Annotated in this window: 19 protein-coding genes; 10 read left to right on the top strand and 9 right to left on the bottom strand. The window is 28.8% G+C overall.

Annotation, left to right across the window (positions count from 1 at the left end; genetic code table 11):
- Nucleotides 1–64: 64 nt before the first annotated feature.
- Nucleotides 65–2,266 (bottom strand): ribonuclease R, encoded by a 2,202-nt coding sequence (gene rnr / locus FP421_RS08700; protein WP_159949637.1) that lies wholly within the window; start codon nt 2,264–2,266, stop codon nt 65–67.
- Between the two features lie 110 nt (nt 2,267–2,376).
- Here rnr and FP421_RS08695 point away from each other — a divergent pair, with 110 nt between their 5' ends.
- Nucleotides 2,377–3,285 carry a diacylglycerol/lipid kinase family protein gene (locus FP421_RS08695; protein ID WP_159949636.1) on the top strand — a complete coding sequence of 303 codons (909 nt, stop codon included), beginning with the start codon at nt 2,377–2,379 and terminating at the stop codon, nt 3,283–3,285.
- A gap of 82 nt (nt 3,286–3,367) precedes the next feature.
- Complete coding sequence (locus FP421_RS08690) at nt 3,368–3,547, top strand: hypothetical protein (RefSeq protein WP_159949635.1); 180 nt, start codon at nt 3,368–3,370, stop codon at nt 3,545–3,547.
- Between the two features lies 1 nt (nt 3,548).
- Here the strand turns inward: FP421_RS08690 and FP421_RS08685 are convergent, their stop codons facing one another.
- Complete coding sequence (locus FP421_RS08685) at nt 3,549–4,766, bottom strand: leucine-rich repeat domain-containing protein (RefSeq protein WP_159949634.1); 1,218 nt, start codon at nt 4,764–4,766, stop codon at nt 3,549–3,551.
- Nucleotides 4,767–5,406: 640 nt separating this feature from the next.
- On the opposite strand from FP421_RS08685, the gene rpiB reads away from it, so the two are divergent.
- From rpiB to FP421_RS08670, 3 genes are all read left to right on the top strand, one after another.
- Nucleotides 5,407–5,841 (top strand): ribose 5-phosphate isomerase B, encoded by a 435-nt coding sequence (gene rpiB, locus FP421_RS08680; RefSeq protein ID WP_159949633.1) that lies wholly within the window; start codon nt 5,407–5,409, stop codon nt 5,839–5,841.
- 74 nt (nt 5,842–5,915) lie between these two features.
- A complete protein-coding gene (locus tag FP421_RS08675) occupies nt 5,916–6,359 on the top strand; it encodes a GNAT family N-acetyltransferase (RefSeq protein WP_159949632.1) in 444 nt (147 codons plus the stop codon).
- 2 nt (nt 6,360–6,361) lie between these two features.
- Nucleotides 6,362–6,532, top strand: a complete 171-nt coding sequence (locus FP421_RS08670) for a hypothetical protein (RefSeq protein ID WP_159949631.1) — start codon at nt 6,362–6,364, stop codon at nt 6,530–6,532.
- A gap of 158 nt (nt 6,533–6,690) precedes the next feature.
- Here FP421_RS08670 and FP421_RS08665 read toward each other — a convergent pair whose 3' ends face one another.
- Both FP421_RS08665 and FP421_RS08660 read right to left on the bottom strand, forming a co-directional pair.
- A complete protein-coding gene (locus tag FP421_RS08665; protein WP_394350697.1) occupies nt 6,691–7,257 on the bottom strand; it encodes a pseudouridine synthase in 567 nt (188 codons plus the stop codon).
- Between the two features lie 4 nt (nt 7,258–7,261).
- Entirely contained in the window at nt 7,262–8,053 is a 792-nt protein-coding gene (locus tag FP421_RS08660; protein WP_159949630.1) for an aldose 1-epimerase, read from the bottom strand.
- 113 nt (nt 8,054–8,166) lie between these two features.
- Between FP421_RS08660 and recA the strand changes: the two genes are divergently transcribed.
- Nucleotides 8,167–9,174 (top strand): recombinase RecA, encoded by a 1,008-nt coding sequence (recA, locus tag FP421_RS08655; protein ID WP_159949629.1) that lies wholly within the window; start codon nt 8,167–8,169, stop codon nt 9,172–9,174.
- Nucleotides 9,175–9,251: 77 nt separating this feature from the next.
- Nucleotides 9,252–9,791, top strand: coding sequence for a GNAT family N-acetyltransferase (locus tag FP421_RS08650; protein ID WP_159949628.1), 540 nt, complete (start codon nt 9,252–9,254; stop codon nt 9,789–9,791).
- Here FP421_RS08650 and FP421_RS08645 read toward each other — a convergent pair.
- The 4 genes from FP421_RS08645 to FP421_RS08630 form a co-directional block, all read right to left on the bottom strand.
- Nucleotides 9,784–9,933 (bottom strand): PspC domain-containing protein, encoded by a 150-nt coding sequence (locus FP421_RS08645; protein ID WP_159949627.1) that lies wholly within the window; start codon nt 9,931–9,933, stop codon nt 9,784–9,786. The genes FP421_RS08650 and FP421_RS08645 overlap by 8 nt on opposite strands.
- A gap of 79 nt (nt 9,934–10,012) precedes the next feature.
- Nucleotides 10,013–10,360 (bottom strand): hypothetical protein, encoded by a 348-nt coding sequence (locus tag FP421_RS08640; RefSeq protein WP_159949626.1) that lies wholly within the window; start codon nt 10,358–10,360, stop codon nt 10,013–10,015.
- Between the two features lie 2 nt (nt 10,361–10,362).
- Entirely contained in the window at nt 10,363–10,794 is a 432-nt protein-coding gene (gene dut / locus FP421_RS08635; protein ID WP_159949625.1) for a dUTP diphosphatase, read from the bottom strand.
- 4 nt (nt 10,795–10,798) lie between these two features.
- Nucleotides 10,799–11,668, bottom strand: a complete 870-nt coding sequence (locus FP421_RS08630; protein ID WP_159949624.1) for an alpha/beta hydrolase — start codon at nt 11,666–11,668, stop codon at nt 10,799–10,801.
- A gap of 95 nt (nt 11,669–11,763) precedes the next feature.
- On the opposite strand from FP421_RS08630, the gene FP421_RS08625 reads away from it, so the two are divergent.
- Genes FP421_RS08625 through FP421_RS08615 form a run of 3 tightly spaced genes read left to right on the top strand, consistent with a single transcriptional unit; the run spans nt 11,764 to nt 14,737 of the window.
- A complete protein-coding gene (locus tag FP421_RS08625) occupies nt 11,764–12,759 on the top strand; it encodes an NAD(P)H-dependent glycerol-3-phosphate dehydrogenase (RefSeq protein WP_159949623.1) in 996 nt (331 codons plus the stop codon).
- 43 nt (nt 12,760–12,802) lie between these two features.
- Entirely contained in the window at nt 12,803–13,462 is a 660-nt protein-coding gene (locus tag FP421_RS08620) for a hypothetical protein (RefSeq protein WP_159949622.1), read from the top strand.
- Nucleotides 13,463–14,737, top strand: coding sequence for an MFS transporter (locus tag FP421_RS08615; RefSeq protein ID WP_159949621.1), 1,275 nt, complete (start codon nt 13,463–13,465; stop codon nt 14,735–14,737).
- On the opposite strand, the gene FP421_RS08610 is transcribed toward FP421_RS08615, so the two are convergent.
- A complete protein-coding gene (locus FP421_RS08610; RefSeq protein ID WP_159949620.1) occupies nt 14,730–15,494 on the bottom strand; it encodes a DUF547 domain-containing protein in 765 nt (254 codons plus the stop codon). The genes FP421_RS08615 and FP421_RS08610 overlap by 8 nt on opposite strands.
- Nucleotides 15,495–15,514 lie beyond the last annotated feature (20 nt).

The raw sequence follows: 15,514 nt of genomic DNA, 5'->3' as shown, positions 1-15,514 counted from the left end.
AATAATTATATTCTATTTTACTGTAACTTTTAAATACTTAAAGAGCTTTTAATTTAATTTTAATCTACTCTTCAATTAAATCAAAATCTAAATGTTTACGTTCTAAATCTGTTTTTTTAACTTTTACTTGAACGTTGTCTCCTAACTGATACATTTGTTTGGTAGATTGTCCAACTATTGCATATTGCTCTTCATCAAAAATATAATAATCACTTTTTATATCGCGAATACGCACCATTCCTTCACATTTATTTTTGGTAATTTCTACATAAATTCCCCATTCTGTAACTCCTGTAATTACACCATCAAACACTTCATCTTTATGGTCTTGCATGTATTTTACTTGCATGTACTTAATAGAATCACGTTCTGCTTTACTAGCTAATTCTTCTCGCTTTGATGAATGTTTACATTTTTCTTCATAAATATCTTGTTTTGCGCTATTTCCGCCATCTAAATAATGTTGCAATAATCTATGTGTCATTACATCTGGATAACGTCTTATAGGTGATGTAAAATGACTATAATAATCAAATGCCAAACCATAGTGACCAATATTTTGAGTAGTATACACTGCTTTAGACATGGTTCTAATAGTTAAAGTCTCAATCATATTAGATTCTGCTTTTCCATGTACATCATTTAATAATTGATTTAAAGAATCTGATGTAGATTCTTTTGTATTGGTATCTATTTTATATCCAAATTTACTGATGATGTTTTGTAAAGAAGCTAATTTCTCTATGTCTGGTTCATCATGTACTCTGTAAACAAATGTTTTATTAGAAGGCTTCCCTCCTTTTGCTTTTCCTATAAATTCAGCTACTTTTCTATTGGCAAGTAACATAAATTCTTCAATTAATTTATTTGCATCTTTAGCTTCTTTAAAATACACGCCAACAGGATTTGCTTCCTCATCTAAATTGAACTTCACTTCTACTCGATCAAAGGAAATAGCACCTTGTTTCATCCTCTTTTTTCTAAGGATTTTTGCCAATTCATCTAATTTTAAAGTTGCTTCTACAATAGCATCATCCACAGTATATTCTTCACCTGTTAAAGATACATTCTCTGGTATGATATTGTTTTTATTTTCAATAATAGCTTGAGCTTCTTCATACGCAAAACGTTTGTCTGAATAGGTAACTGTTCTACCAAACCATTGATCTATAATTTGTGCTTTTTCATTGATTTCAAACACTGCAGAAAAGGTTAATTTTTCTTCATTTGGTCTTAAAGAACACACACCATTACTCAACATTTCTGGTAACATGGGTACTACTCTATCCACTAAATAGACAGAGGTTGCCCTTTCATAAGCTTCATGATCTAAAATGGTTTTTGGCTGCACATAATGCGATACATCTGCAATATGAATTCCTATTTCATAATTGCCATTTTCTAATTTTTTAAAAGACAACGCATCATCAAAATCTTTGGCATCTTTTGGATCTATGGTAAACGTTAAATCACCTCTCATATCTCTACGTTTGGCAATTTCATCTTTAGTGATTTCTATTGGTAAAGTTGATGCATCTTCTTCAACTTCTTTCGGAAATTCATAGGGTAAATCGTATTCTAATAAAATAGAATGCATTTCTGTGTTATGATCTCCTGGTTTCCCTAAAACTTTGGTAATTTTTCCAAATGGATTCTTCGATTTCTCTGGCCAATCTGTGATGCTTGCTTGCACTTTATCACCATGTTCAGCACCATTGAGTTTATTTTGTGATATAAAAATATCAGCATACATTTTATTGCTATCTGGTAATACAAATCCAAAGTTTTTGTTTAGTTGTAAAACACCTACAAAATCTGTTTTTACACGTTCTAAAACCTCTACAACATCTGCCTCTAATTTGTTAGAACGTCTTTTTTTATAAACATAAACTTTTACAATATCTCCTTGTAAACCTTTACCTAAATTAACATTAGGTACAAAAATATCATCATCATAATCATCAGAAATAAAATATCCATTTCCGTTTGATGTAATATCTAAAGTTCCTAAAGAATACTTACGATCTTCATTAATTTGAAACTTTCCTCTATCTACTTCTTTAATTTTTTTTGTAGCCGTCAATTCTGCTAATTTCTTTAAAACTTGGGTTTTTCCGTCTGTATCAGAAATCCCCAATTGTGCAGCAATTTGTTTGTAATTGTAAAATTTATCGCTGTCTTTATTTAATATTTTAAATATATTTCTGGTTAAATCTTTAATGACTCTTCCTTTTTTCTTATATATTTTTTTCTTCTTTCTTGGCATAAAACCTTTCTGTTATTTATGATCCTAAAATACGATAATTCAATACTTTTTTTATTAAAAAATTGTTATGATATGATTTATTGTATTTTGGTTGTTAATTATTGTTTTTTATGTCTAATTCTTGGTTTTTAATTACTAACCCTACTTCTGGAAATGGAAACTTTTCTAAAAAATGGAAGAAGATTCAGTATATTTTAAAAACAAAAAAGATTGACTATTCTTTTGCTTTTACACAGTATTCTAAACACGAAATTGAATTGGTAAACACTGCAATTCAACAAGGTTTTAGAATTATTATTTCGATTGGTGGAGATGGTACACTACATCATGTAGTTAACGGAATAATGCTGCAAACATACATAAAAACTTCCGAACTAACTATTGGTGTCATTCCTTTAGGAACTGGTAATGATTGGATAAAAACCTACGATATACCAAATGATATTGAAAAAGCGATTGATATCATACAACAACATAAAGTTATTTTACAAGATATTGGAGTAGTAAAAACAAATGATAAAAAGCTACATTACTTTAACAATGTTGCTGGTTTAGGGTATGATGGATATATTGTGAATAAACTAAATACATTAAAACGTTTTGGAGCTGTAGCTTATTTGTTAGCAGGATTATATGGATTATTATTTTACAAGAAAACTATTTTTAAAATTCTATTTGATGATACAAGTATAGAAACTAAATGTTTGATGACAATTGTTGGAATTTGTCAATTTTCTGGAGGAGGAATGCAGTTTACTAAAGATGTAAATCCTTCTGATGGTTTGTTAGATATTACCATTGCTAAAAACTTAACTTTTTTTGATTTAGTTTTTAATCTACCTAAATTATATTCTGGGAAAATTGTGAATAACAAAAAAGTAGCAACTTATAAAACTAGAGAAATTACTGTAATTCCTAAAAACTCAAAACCATTTATACAAGCAGATGGAGAATTGATTGGAACAGGAGAAATTAATGTTTCTATCGTTAAAAAAGCTATTCATTTCTTTATCAATTAAATAAAAAGTTAAAGAAATCTTAATTTTATTGTAACGTTTTCTAAATTAATACGTCTTTATAATAAGAACAACCAATTTAGAAATGAAAAATCTACGTAAAATTATCGTTTTATTCGCTGTAATATTTATTACAGGAATAGCAGTTACTGTACTAACGGTAAATTCATCTCTAAACAAAACAGAAGTACCTATTAAAGCTTCAGAAGTTCAAAAAGACACAACCTATCTTTTAAAAGCTGAAAAGAAAACTGAAACGGTTTAAATTATTCTATTACTAATTTTTTCGTTGCTTTACCTTTATTTGTTTTTACAAGTAAAAAGTAAATTCCAGATTCTAATTTAGAAGTATCTATTACAGTTTTGTTGCTAGTTTTTATTAATTGTCCTAAATTATTGCATATTAAAACTTCTTGTAACTCTGAATTATTTAACTCAATTTTTATTTGTTTAGATGCTGGGTTTGGGTAAAATTCTACTCTTAAATTATTATAAAAATTAGTTATTTTTAAAGGTATTATTGTCTTAAAATTTTTCCATATATTGGCATTTTTATATAATAATTCTGAATTTTCTGGAACTTTTAGAGGAATATTATTAATAGCGACATCTTTAAAAACTGTATTATTTATAATAATAGGAGTCTTAACTTCAACTGACACATTTTCTAATTTTATACAATTATAAAAGGCATAATCTCCAATAGTTTTTACATTCTCTGGGATAGTAATACTTGTTAAACTCTTACATCCACTAAAAGTAGAGCTCTCTATTTTTTCTATATTATCGGGAATTTCAACATTATTTAATCTTTCACAACCAGAAAAAGTTTTATAAGGAATTTTTTTTAATGAATCAGAAATTTTTACAGTTTCAAGATTTGAACAACCTCCAAATAATCCACTTTCAATATTTTCAACACTGTCAGGAATAACAATACTTCTCAAACTTTTACATGCACTAAATGTGCTGTATCCAAAACTTTTTACAGTATTAGAAATTGTCACATTTAATAAGCTATTACACCAAGAAAAAGTACTATTTCCTATATATGTTACTCCCTCTTCAATACTAATAGTTTCTAAATTTTTACATTCTCTGAAAGCACCATAACCAATAGAAGTTAAACCTTTTGGGTAATTTAGAGTTTTAAGGCCAGTATTTTTAAAAGCTTCTTCACCAATATATTTTAAACTATTTGGAAAAACTACTTCATTTAAATTTACACAATCTTTAAATGCATTCTCCGAAATACCCACTATCTTATATGTTTTATTGTTATAATTCCAATAAATACTTTCAGGAATAGTAAACTTACCTTTCGGACAATTTTGATATTTTCTAATACTAACCTCAAAATTTTCAGTAGAGTATGGGTCTTCTATAATATACTCAATTGAATCTATTATAAATTTATCATAAACTTGAGAATTAATATTGATAATAAAAAAGTAGAAAAAAATAAAAGCAGATAACTTTTTCATAAACTAATTTTTTACAAAGTTAATTATTATCTTATAAATCACTTATCAACATTCTATATTATAATTATTTTTCTTTTATAAAAATTTAAAAAACTATAATGTTTATAATAGTATGTGAATAGCTACTATAAATTTTTACTTTTAAATTTTTATAATTCACTTATTAAAAAACATTGACAAGTTATGAGTTATTTAAAAGCTTAAAAATCAATTTAAATTTAGAGTTATTAACAAAACTTATAAACACGTATTCATATAAAAATCTCATAAATTTTACAAAGTTTACTGTAAACAAATTGTAAATTTTATGTTGATAAACTTTTATCAAAAAATCAAAATTAAATTTGCATATCTCATGTATGAACTTGTATTGTAATAATTTTTAAAATCACCAAAAAAAGTTTCGAGTTTTTAATGATAAGTTCTTAACATTCCCTTAAAATAGATAAACACTTCAAAAATAAGAGGTTATTAAAAAATGATAAATTTTGATTGTTTATAACTGTTCATAACCTGTAAATTCTATATTTTTGTGATGTAACTACTTGTCATTTCGAACGTAACGTAGTGAAGTTGAGAAATCTCAAAAATAATAAGATTTCTCCATAAAGTAGAAATGACATTCTTAAATCAACAAATTATGACAATTGCTATTGGTAATGACCACGCAGGAACTGAATATAAGTTCGAAATTATAAAGCATTTAGAAAATAAAGGATATACAGTTTTAAATTTTGGAACAGATACAAATGGTTCTATGGATTATCCTGATGCAATTCATCCTACAGCAGACGCTGTTGAATCTGGTAAAGCCGAATTAGGTATTATTTTATGTGGATCTGGTAATGGTGCACAAATGACAGCTAACAAACATCAAGGTATTAGAGCGGCTTTGTGTTGGAATAATGAGTTGGTAGCCTTAACAAGACAACATAATAATGCGAATGTTTTAACCATTCCTGCTCGTTTTGTGTCTTTACAACAAGCATTAGGTTTTGTAGATGTTTTTCTTTCTACAGAATTCGAAGGTGGAAGACATCAAAACAGAGTGAATAAAATTTCTTGTGCTGGGTAAATCAATTTTAAATATGTCATTTCGAGTGATTTTCTTAATAAAGGAAGAAAATTGTATCGAGAAATCTTTTCTAAGTGAATTTTATTACAAAAACATTTCAAGAATTAAACACAACAGAATTATATCAAATACTACAAATCCGTTCTAAAGTTTTTGTAGTAGAGCAAGATTGCGTGTATCAAGATGTAGATGGTAAAGACCAAAAAGCAATCCATGTTTTTGGTGTTAAAAATGATAAAATTGTTGCCTATACACGTATTTTTAAACCAGGAGATTATTTTGAAAATGCAAGTATTGGTAGGGTAGTAGTGGAAGAAAAAGAACGTAAGTTTGGTTATGGACATGATGTTATGAAAGCTTCTATCAAAGCAATACAAGAACATTATAATCAAATAAATATTACCATTTCTGCACAAGTATATTTACAAAAATTTTACGAATCTCATGGGTTTATAAAAGTAGGAGAGGAGTATTTAGAAGATGGAATACCTCATATTAGAATGGATAAAAGCAAATAAAAATGAGTAAAAAGCTAAAATACTTTATCATAATAATTAGCTTATTATCAATTTTCTTTTCAGTGTATGTAATGTATAAAGATCAAAAAGTTTTTGATTCTTTAGGAGGAATAGTTGTTGGATTAAGTTTACTAGCTGCTTTGTATTTTGATAACTATAAAAAAAAGAAGTAAAAATTACTTTTTATCTTTTTTATTCAATTTATAGATTAAATATCCAAAACCTACTAAAAAGTGTAAAATTATAATTGCAGCAACAATGTAAATTGTGGTGTTAGAATTATCCATAGCACAAAAATAAATAGAATTAAAAATGTAGTACGTAATATTTGTTACATTAAATTATCTACCTCTATCACTTCACCAACTTCTAAATTTTCTAATTTAATGTTTCCAATACGCACTCTTATTAATCGTAAGGTAGGAAAACCCACAGCAGCTGTCATTTTTCTAACTTGTCTAAATTTTCCTTCTCTAATACAAATAGAAATCCAACTTGTTGGGCCATGTCTAGCATCTCTAATTTTTTGACTTCTTAACGGAAATTTAGGATCCTCAATTATAGCAGCTTTACCTGGTTTTGTCATATATTTTTTTCCATTAAAACCAATTTCTACACCTTTTTTAAGTTGATGAATTTCGTTTTCAGTAATAACTCCATCTACTTGAACATAATATTCTTTTTCGTATTTACTACTTCTAATTGCTTCAGATACTTTACCATCTGTTGTTAATAAAAGTAGGCCTTCAGAAGGTACATCTAACCTGCCAATTGCCATGGTTCCCTCAGGAAAATTGTACAATTCTCCTAACAAACTTTTTTTACGTTTTGCAGGATTTACAAACTGAGAAATCATTCCCCAAGGTTTGTGAATGATAAAATGACGATGATTTTTAATCAAATTATAAGATTTTAATTTGCACTAAAAATTCGTTTTTTCCTGCTGATAATCGCATATTTTCTTCAGAAAAATTTTGGTCTGTATACGATGTATATTGTGTAATGGGCTCAATGCATAACATATTATCAACCTCTGTCCACATCATAAAATTATCAAAACCTTGGGTGGTAATTTCTAAATCACTTTTATCAATATTTTTTAGGATGATTTTATCAGTATTCAACACAGGAAAAGCATTAGAACCCGCTTTATAAACATCTGATAACGTAATTTTTTGATCACCAGAAATTAAGGTTTCTTTTCCAGTATCTGACAATAAAAACGCAGGATGATAGCCCAACATAAAAGGCATTCCTTTATCAGAATTCATCATAAATTTAATGGTTAAAACATCATCTTTTAAAGTAAAATGTTTTTCAAAAGAAAAATCAAAAGGCCAAAACAGCAATTCCTCAGTAGATTTTTCTGGAAATTTACTATTCTTAATTTTGGTATTTTTTGTATATTTTTTTAGAAAACTAGCACTGGTTTTATCAGAAGAAATTAAAGTATAGTCCATTTCACGCAATAAACCATGTTGATCTTGAATTGCTTCACCATTTTTGGTGTGAACTCTAAAATTATTTTTTGAGGTTGGACCAATTACAGGAAACATTTCATCATCAGAATTTCGCCAACCTTTATTGCCTTTTTGATGAATATATTCTTCCTCATTCACCTTAAAACTGATTAACTCACCTTTCTCAATAGAAACCATTGAAGTTTCATTCTTTAAAACAGTTATGGAACTCATAAATTAAATTTTGTGTAAAAATACTATAAAATTATAGTAGTTTTTTTAGGAATAAAGAAAGCGTTTTTTGTAACTTGTAACACTTTAAAAATATAAAAAATATAGCAAGATTTATGGCGACAGATAAAGAAAAGCAAGCAAAACTTAAAGCATTACAACTTACTCTAGATAAGTTAGATAAAACTTATGGTAAAGGTTCTGTAATGAAATTAGGTGATGTTGTAACCGAAGACGTAGATGCAATTTCATCAGGTTCTTTAGGGTTAGATTTGGCTTTAGGAGTTGGAGGTTATCCAAGAGGAAGGGTTATTGAAATTTACGGACCAGAATCATCAGGTAAAACTACTTTAACAATTCATGCCATTGCAGAAGCTCAAAAAGCAGGAGGAATTGCCGCTTTTATTGATGCAGAACATGCTTTTGATAAGTTTTATGCAGAAAATTTAGGTGTAGATGTAGATAATTTAATTATTTCTCAACCAGACCATGGAGAACAAGCATTAGAAATTGCAGATAATTTAATTCGTTCAGGAGCAATAGATATTGTAGTAATTGATTCAGTTGCTGCCTTAACACCAAAATCTGAGATTGAAGGTGAAATGGGAGATTCTAAAATGGGACTTCATGCACGTTTAATGTCTCAGGCATTACGTAAATTAACAGGTACCATTTCTAAAACTAATTGTACGGTTATATTTATCAACCAGTTAAGAGAGAAAATTGGGGTGATGTTTGGAAACCCTGAAACAACAACAGGTGGTAATGCATTAAAGTTTTATGCGTCTGTGCGTTTAGATATTAGAAGAAGAACACAAATTAAAGATGGTGATAGAGTTATTGGTAACTCAACCAAAGTTAAAATTGTAAAAAATAAAGTAGCACCTCCTTTCCAAATTGCAGAATTTGATATTATGTATGGACAAGGAATATCTAAAGTTGGAGAAATTTTAGATATTGGTGTAGAGTTAGGGATTGTTAAAAAAAGCGGATCTTGGTTTAGTTATGGTGAAACCAAATTAGGTCAAGGTAGAGATGCTGTAAAAGGATTAATAAAAGACAATCCAGAACTCATGGAAGAACTTGAAGGAAAAATAAAAGATGCTATTGAAAATCAAGATTAAGTCTTAAAAGTTCTAATTATTATTATAAAACTGCTGTAGAAGTAATCAATCTACAGCAGTTTTTTATTTTTATATATATGATAAAAGTATCAGAAAATCTTCAATTAAGAAAAATTTCCACTTCAGACACGAATGCTCTTTTTATATTAATGCAAGAAATTTATCCTTTAGCTTATCAACATTTTTGGAAAGATAATGGCAATTGGTATGTGAATAGTCAATACTCAAAAGAAAACATTTTAAAAGAGCTTTCTCAAGAAAATACAGATTACTATTTCATCTTATATGATGAAGAAATTATTGGTAATTTTAGAATTATTTGGGATGAAAAACTAGAAGGTTTACATGACGTAAAACAAGTAAAATTACATCGGTTATATTTACATCAAAAAACACAAGGTTTAGGAATAGGAAAAACACTTCTTACTTGGTTAGAGCAAAAAGCATTTAAAAAATCATATAGCATTATTTGGTTAGATGCTATGGATGAACAACCTCAAGCTTTTCAATTTTACAAAAAGAGAGGTTATACATATCATTCTCATACTTTTTTACCTTATACATTATTACATGATGAGGTAAGAAAAATGAGTCAGGTTTATAAAATTCTTACTTAGAAAGTAATTTAATAATCCAAAGAATAAGGTATAAACCAATACCAAAACCTGCCAGTAAAACTGCTAAAACAAAACCAATTCTAATGTATTTTGCTTCTACATTTATTTTTGGACTTAACCAATCTGAAACTCCTAATATCATAATTTTATTATTTTAAATTTTTAGCAACATTGTATTGCTAAAAGGCATTCTTTTTTTGATGAAACTAAACCTCTTTTAATCAAAATTGTAGTAATACTCTTTCAATTTCACTTACAACTTCCAATCTATTTTTAGAATGTAATTCGAAAAGTAAATTTTCCCAGTCACCATCGTAAATAATGTCACCTTTTTTGTTTTTTACTTCACTTAAACTAATAACTCTAAGAATATAGTTTCCGTTTACATCATTTTCTGGTCTCCATTCTAAGTTAACAGCAACTTTACCAGCATTATTATTAAGATGAAGTAAAGAACTCGAATCTAAATAAGTCATAGTTTCTTCTGATGGATCTACCTCGTAAAATAAATTCCATTCTACGTGCCATCCAGAGATAATTCTTAAAGGTTGCAGTTTAGGTGCTTCCATTGCTATACACCAGTACTTCCAAAACCACCAGCTCCACGTTCGGTTTCTGATAAAACTTCAACTTCTTGCCAGTTTACACGTTCGTGTTTTGCAATGACCAATTGAGCAATTCGTTCACCATCATTAATCACAAAATCTTCATTTGATAAATTGACTAAAATCACACCAATTTCTCCTCGATAATCTGCATCTACAGTTCCTGGACTATTTAAAACTGTAATTCCTTTTTTAGCAGCCAAACCACTTCTAGGTCTTACTTGCGCTTCAAAACCAACAGGTAATGCAATAAATAAACCTGTTTTTACAATAGCTCTTTCTAAGGGTTTTAAAGTAATAGCTGTATCTATATTTGCTCTTAAATCCATTCCTGCTGCACCATCTGTTTCGTAATTTGGTGTTGCATGTTTTGATTTGTTAATGATTTGTACGTTCATTGATTTATAAATTATATAAAAAGGTAATAACTTCTAAAAATTCTGCTTTCCAAAAAGACTCTGTATGTTTTCCTTCAGGAACTATTTTTGTTTTAAGTTGCGCTTTTTTAAAACCATCTTTAAGTAATAATTTTGACATATTTTCTGTATCAGGAACCATAGATTCTCCTTCTTTTCCGCCAACTAATAAATACAGTTTTGTGTTTTGTTGATTTGCATTTTCTTTAGCAAAATTATTTACATTATCAGAAAACCAAAAAGAGGTTGAAAGTGCGCCAATATTTCCAAACACATTAGGGTATTTTAAACCTCCATAAAAAGAAATTAATCCACCTAAAGAACTTCCAATGATAGCTGTTTGGTTTGCTTCTGGTTTTGTTCTGTAATTTGCATCAATATAAGGCTTGAGTTGGTTTGCTAAAAAATCGACATAAATAGCACCTTTTCCTCCACCATATTTTGGATGCGTCCAAGGTGTATACTCTTCTATTCTTTTCTCTCCACCATTTTCAACACCAACTACAATAAAGCTTTTCCCGGTCTTTTTATAAAGTTGGTTTAAAGTTTCATCAATTCCCCATTCTCCTACAAAAGAAGTTAAATCATCAAATAAATTTTGTGCATCGTGCATATAAATTACCGGATAATTATCTTTTGAAGATTTATAATTAGGTGGCAAATACAACCAAACTTTGTGAGAAATATCATTTAAACCAGCAATAACAAATTCCTTTTTTAAAATAGAAACATTAGCTGCTTTTGTTGACTTTTTTTCTGCTGTTTTTGGTTGTTGACTTTCCTTTTTTGTAGTTTTATCTTTACAAGAAATCATCAGTAAAAAAAGAGAAAACAATAAGAGAACAATTTTTTTCATATAAAGATTGATGCTTCACAAATATAATAATTCACAAATGCTTTCAGATAAAGTTATTAGTTTTATTACTTTTGGACTCTAAATTAAAAGTATTCATGAGCAATCAGAAGAAAATAGCGGTATTAGGAGGTGGTAGTTGGGCAACAGCAATTGTAAAAATGTTACAAGAAAATTTAGAAACTGTGGGTTGGTACATGCGTAACAAATCTACAATTGCTCATATTAAAGAAAACGATCATAATCCTAAATATTTACGTGCAGCAGATGTTTACGCTAGTAAGTTAGATTTAACAGAAGACATTAATAAAATTGTAACAACATACGATATTTTAATTTTTGCAATTCCTTCTGCTTTTTTAACTTTAGAGTTAGACAAACTAACAGCATCTTTAGAACATAAAATTGTTTTTTCGGCTATTAAAGGTATTGTACCAGAAACAGGTTTAATTGTTGGCGAACACTTCAATCAAAAATATAATATCCCTTTAGAAAACATAGGTGTAATTACGGGGCCATGTCATGCAGAAGAAGTTGCCATGGAGCGTTTATCTTATTTAACCATTGCTTGTCAAGATGAAGAAAAAGCTAAACTTGTAGGTAAGGCATTAGAAAGTTGGTATATCAAAACCAAAATTTCTGATGACATTATCGGTACAGAATACGCAGCAATGTTAAAAAATATTTATGCAGTTGCAGCAGGTATGGCTCATGGTTTGGGTTATGGTGATAATTTTCAATCCGTTTTAATGAGTAATGCCATTCGTGAAATGAAACGTTTTATCAAAAAAGTACATAAAATGAAACGTAACATTAATAACTCTGCTTATTTAGGGGATTTACTAGTAACAGGATATTCTGTTTTTAGTAGAAACAGACAGTTTGGAAATATGGTAGGTAAAGGATACACTGTAAAATCTGCTCAAATGGAAATGAGTATGATTGCAGAAGGATATTATGCTACAGAAAGTGCTTTTAAAATTAAGGAAGAAAACGGAGCAAAGACTCCAATTATTGATACCGTTTATAACATTCTATATAAAAATAAGACTCCAAAAAAAGAATTTAAAAAGTTGACGGATAATTTAGATTAATTGTTTAATTTTGAACATTATTGTAATGTATTAAACAATTATTATGAAAACAATACAAGAAGTTGTAGAAAGTACCATTAGAAAAACTCCTTTTATAGAAGAAGCATTAAATGAAAAATTGATAAATGTTTCTTCTTTGGCAAGAATTATTTTACCAGAAGTGTCATCTACTTTAAAGAAAGACGTAAAAGTTGGGGCGGTTATGATGGCAATTAACAGGTTATCTCCTGCAAGCGAATTGCGTATTAGAAAAAACATTAAAAAATTAGCATTAGATTTAGGAGACGTAATTGTACGCTCAGATTTATGCGATTTTACCTTTAAAAATACACCTTCTTTATTAAAAGAAATTGCTAAGATTTTAACAAAATCAGCAGAAAATTCAGACTACTTTTTAACGGTTTCTCAAGGAATTTTTGAAACCAATATTGTTACTAGTAAAAATTTAAGACCTTATGTAGAGGAAATCTTTGTACAAGAAACACTAACACATTCTATGTTAGAGTTGGCCTCTATTACTATAAAATTACCTCAAGAAAATTTAGAACAATCTGGTATTTATTACTTTATTTTAAAGCAATTGGCTTGGGCAGATATACCATTACAAGAAATTATTTCTACAACTAACGAAATGACAATTGTTGTAAAAGAGCAAGACATCAATCAAACATTTGCTATTTTAATGGATATGAAATTGAGCTAAATGGCTAAAAACGATCCGTATGCAGCACTTAGAATAAAAGAATTTAATGTTTTTTTATTTGTCAGATTTTTGTTGGTTTTTGGTTGGTCTATGCAATTTATTGTTATTGAATGGCAAGTATATAGTATTACTAAAGATCCTTTATCATTAGGTATTATTGGTTTAATGGAAATTATTCCTGCATTTACCATGGCACTTTTTGCAGGTCATATTGTAGATCAAAAAGAGAAAAGAAATCTATTTGCTTTATGTATTGCTGCATTTTCACTCATTAGTTTAGGTTTGTTTATTTTAACTACGGATGATATTGTGAATACCTGGTCAACAAAATCTATTTTATACGGAATTTATGCTTTGGTATTTTTTGGCGGATTCTTACGATCTTTCTTTGGCCCTACCATCTTTTCTTTAGTCGCATTATTAGTTCCTAAAAAAATATATCATAATGCTGCTACTTGGAGCACAAGTACATGGAAAACAGCCTCTGTTTCTGGAGCGTTATTTGGTGGATTCTTTATCAGTTGGATTGGTGTTGATATGACTTTGTGCATGGTTTTTATTTTAGTAATGTTATCTTTAGTTTTTGTGTTTTTCATCAAAAAGAAGCCAATTTTAAATAAAAACATTGGTGAGCCAATGATGGACAGTCTAAAAGCTGGAGTTCGATTTGTTTTTAAAACCAAAGAAATCTTAGGAGTATTAACTTTAGATATGATTGCAGTTTTATTTGGTGGAACAGTTGCTATTTTATCCGTTTTTGCACAAGATGTTTTAAAAGTGGGTCCAGAAGGTTTTGGAGTTTTAAACGCATCAATATCTATAGGTAGTATTGTTACCATGTTTTTAACCACTTACATTCCCATCAACAAAAATACAGGTAAAAAAATGTTGATATCTGTCTTTATTTTTGGATTGAGTATTATTGCTTTTGGATTATCATCTTTATTCTGGGTTAGTGTTTTAGCGTTGTTTATCAGTGGAGCAGCAGACGGAATTTCGATGGTAATTAGACAAACCATTTTACAATTAAAAACTCCAGATGATATGCGTGGAAGGGTCTCTTCAGTAAATTCTATGTTTGTAGGATCTTCTAACGAATTGGGTGCTTTTGAAAGTGGTTTAGCTGCAAAAATATTAGGACCAGTAACTGCTGTGGTTTTTGGTGGAACAATGACCTTACTCACAGTAGTAACTATAGGAGCTATTAATCCTACTTTAAGAAATTTAGATTTGACAAAAGATATTGAAGAGAATGAAAAAGAAGAAACTAATTAGGTATTTCTCTAAAGTTTCCTAAAAGTAAGGTCCAATCATAAGATTTAAACTCTAGTTTTTTTGCTTCTTCAGGTGTAATTCCATATTCTTTTAAAATTTCACAAGCTCCAGATTTACCGCCAAAATCTCCTCGAAACCAAGACATCAATGCTACAGATGTAGCCTTTTTTGTTTCTGCATGATAAGAAGTTTGTTCTTTTAGATATTCAGTAGTCATAAAATCAAGTTGATGATCTAATTTTTCTGAAGAATAGACAGCAACAGGAGGACAACTTTTAGCACCACAATTCAATGCAAAATGGATTCTCCAATCAATTTTACCGTCTATACGCAATTTACGTTCCCATTTTGGTCTAAACCACTTTCTTAGGTAACCTAAACTAATTTTCATTCGAGATTTTCTTATAATTCCGTGTTCAATATCATCAAAAGACAACGTTTCTCCAGCTATTTTTACTCTTTCATCAGAAAAGAAAGCACCTCTATCTTCGTATAATTTTGGGTTTTTAGTTAATGAAATTTGAATAAACGCATTGTAGATATTAACCCAAAAAGCAATTTTCTGTTCATCTGTTTTTAGTTGATTTACCAACTCGTATAAAGTGCTGTTTTCTAAGAGTTTTACTTCATTTTCATACGGTTTTTTATCGATAATATTTTGCAATAATTGTTGAGATACAGTTTCATAATTAATTGTTTCTTGAGAAAAATTGATTGAATTGACTAAAAAAAATGCGATAAAGAAAAACTGTTTCATAGATAAATTCGTATGTTTAA

The organism is Polaribacter septentrionalilitoris (assembly GCF_009832745.1).
In the GTDB taxonomy this organism is placed as follows: domain Bacteria; phylum Bacteroidota; class Bacteroidia; order Flavobacteriales; family Flavobacteriaceae; genus Polaribacter; species Polaribacter septentrionalilitoris.
The sequence above is the reverse complement of the archived record's forward strand: the minus strand, read 5'-3'. Positions and strand labels throughout refer to the sequence as shown.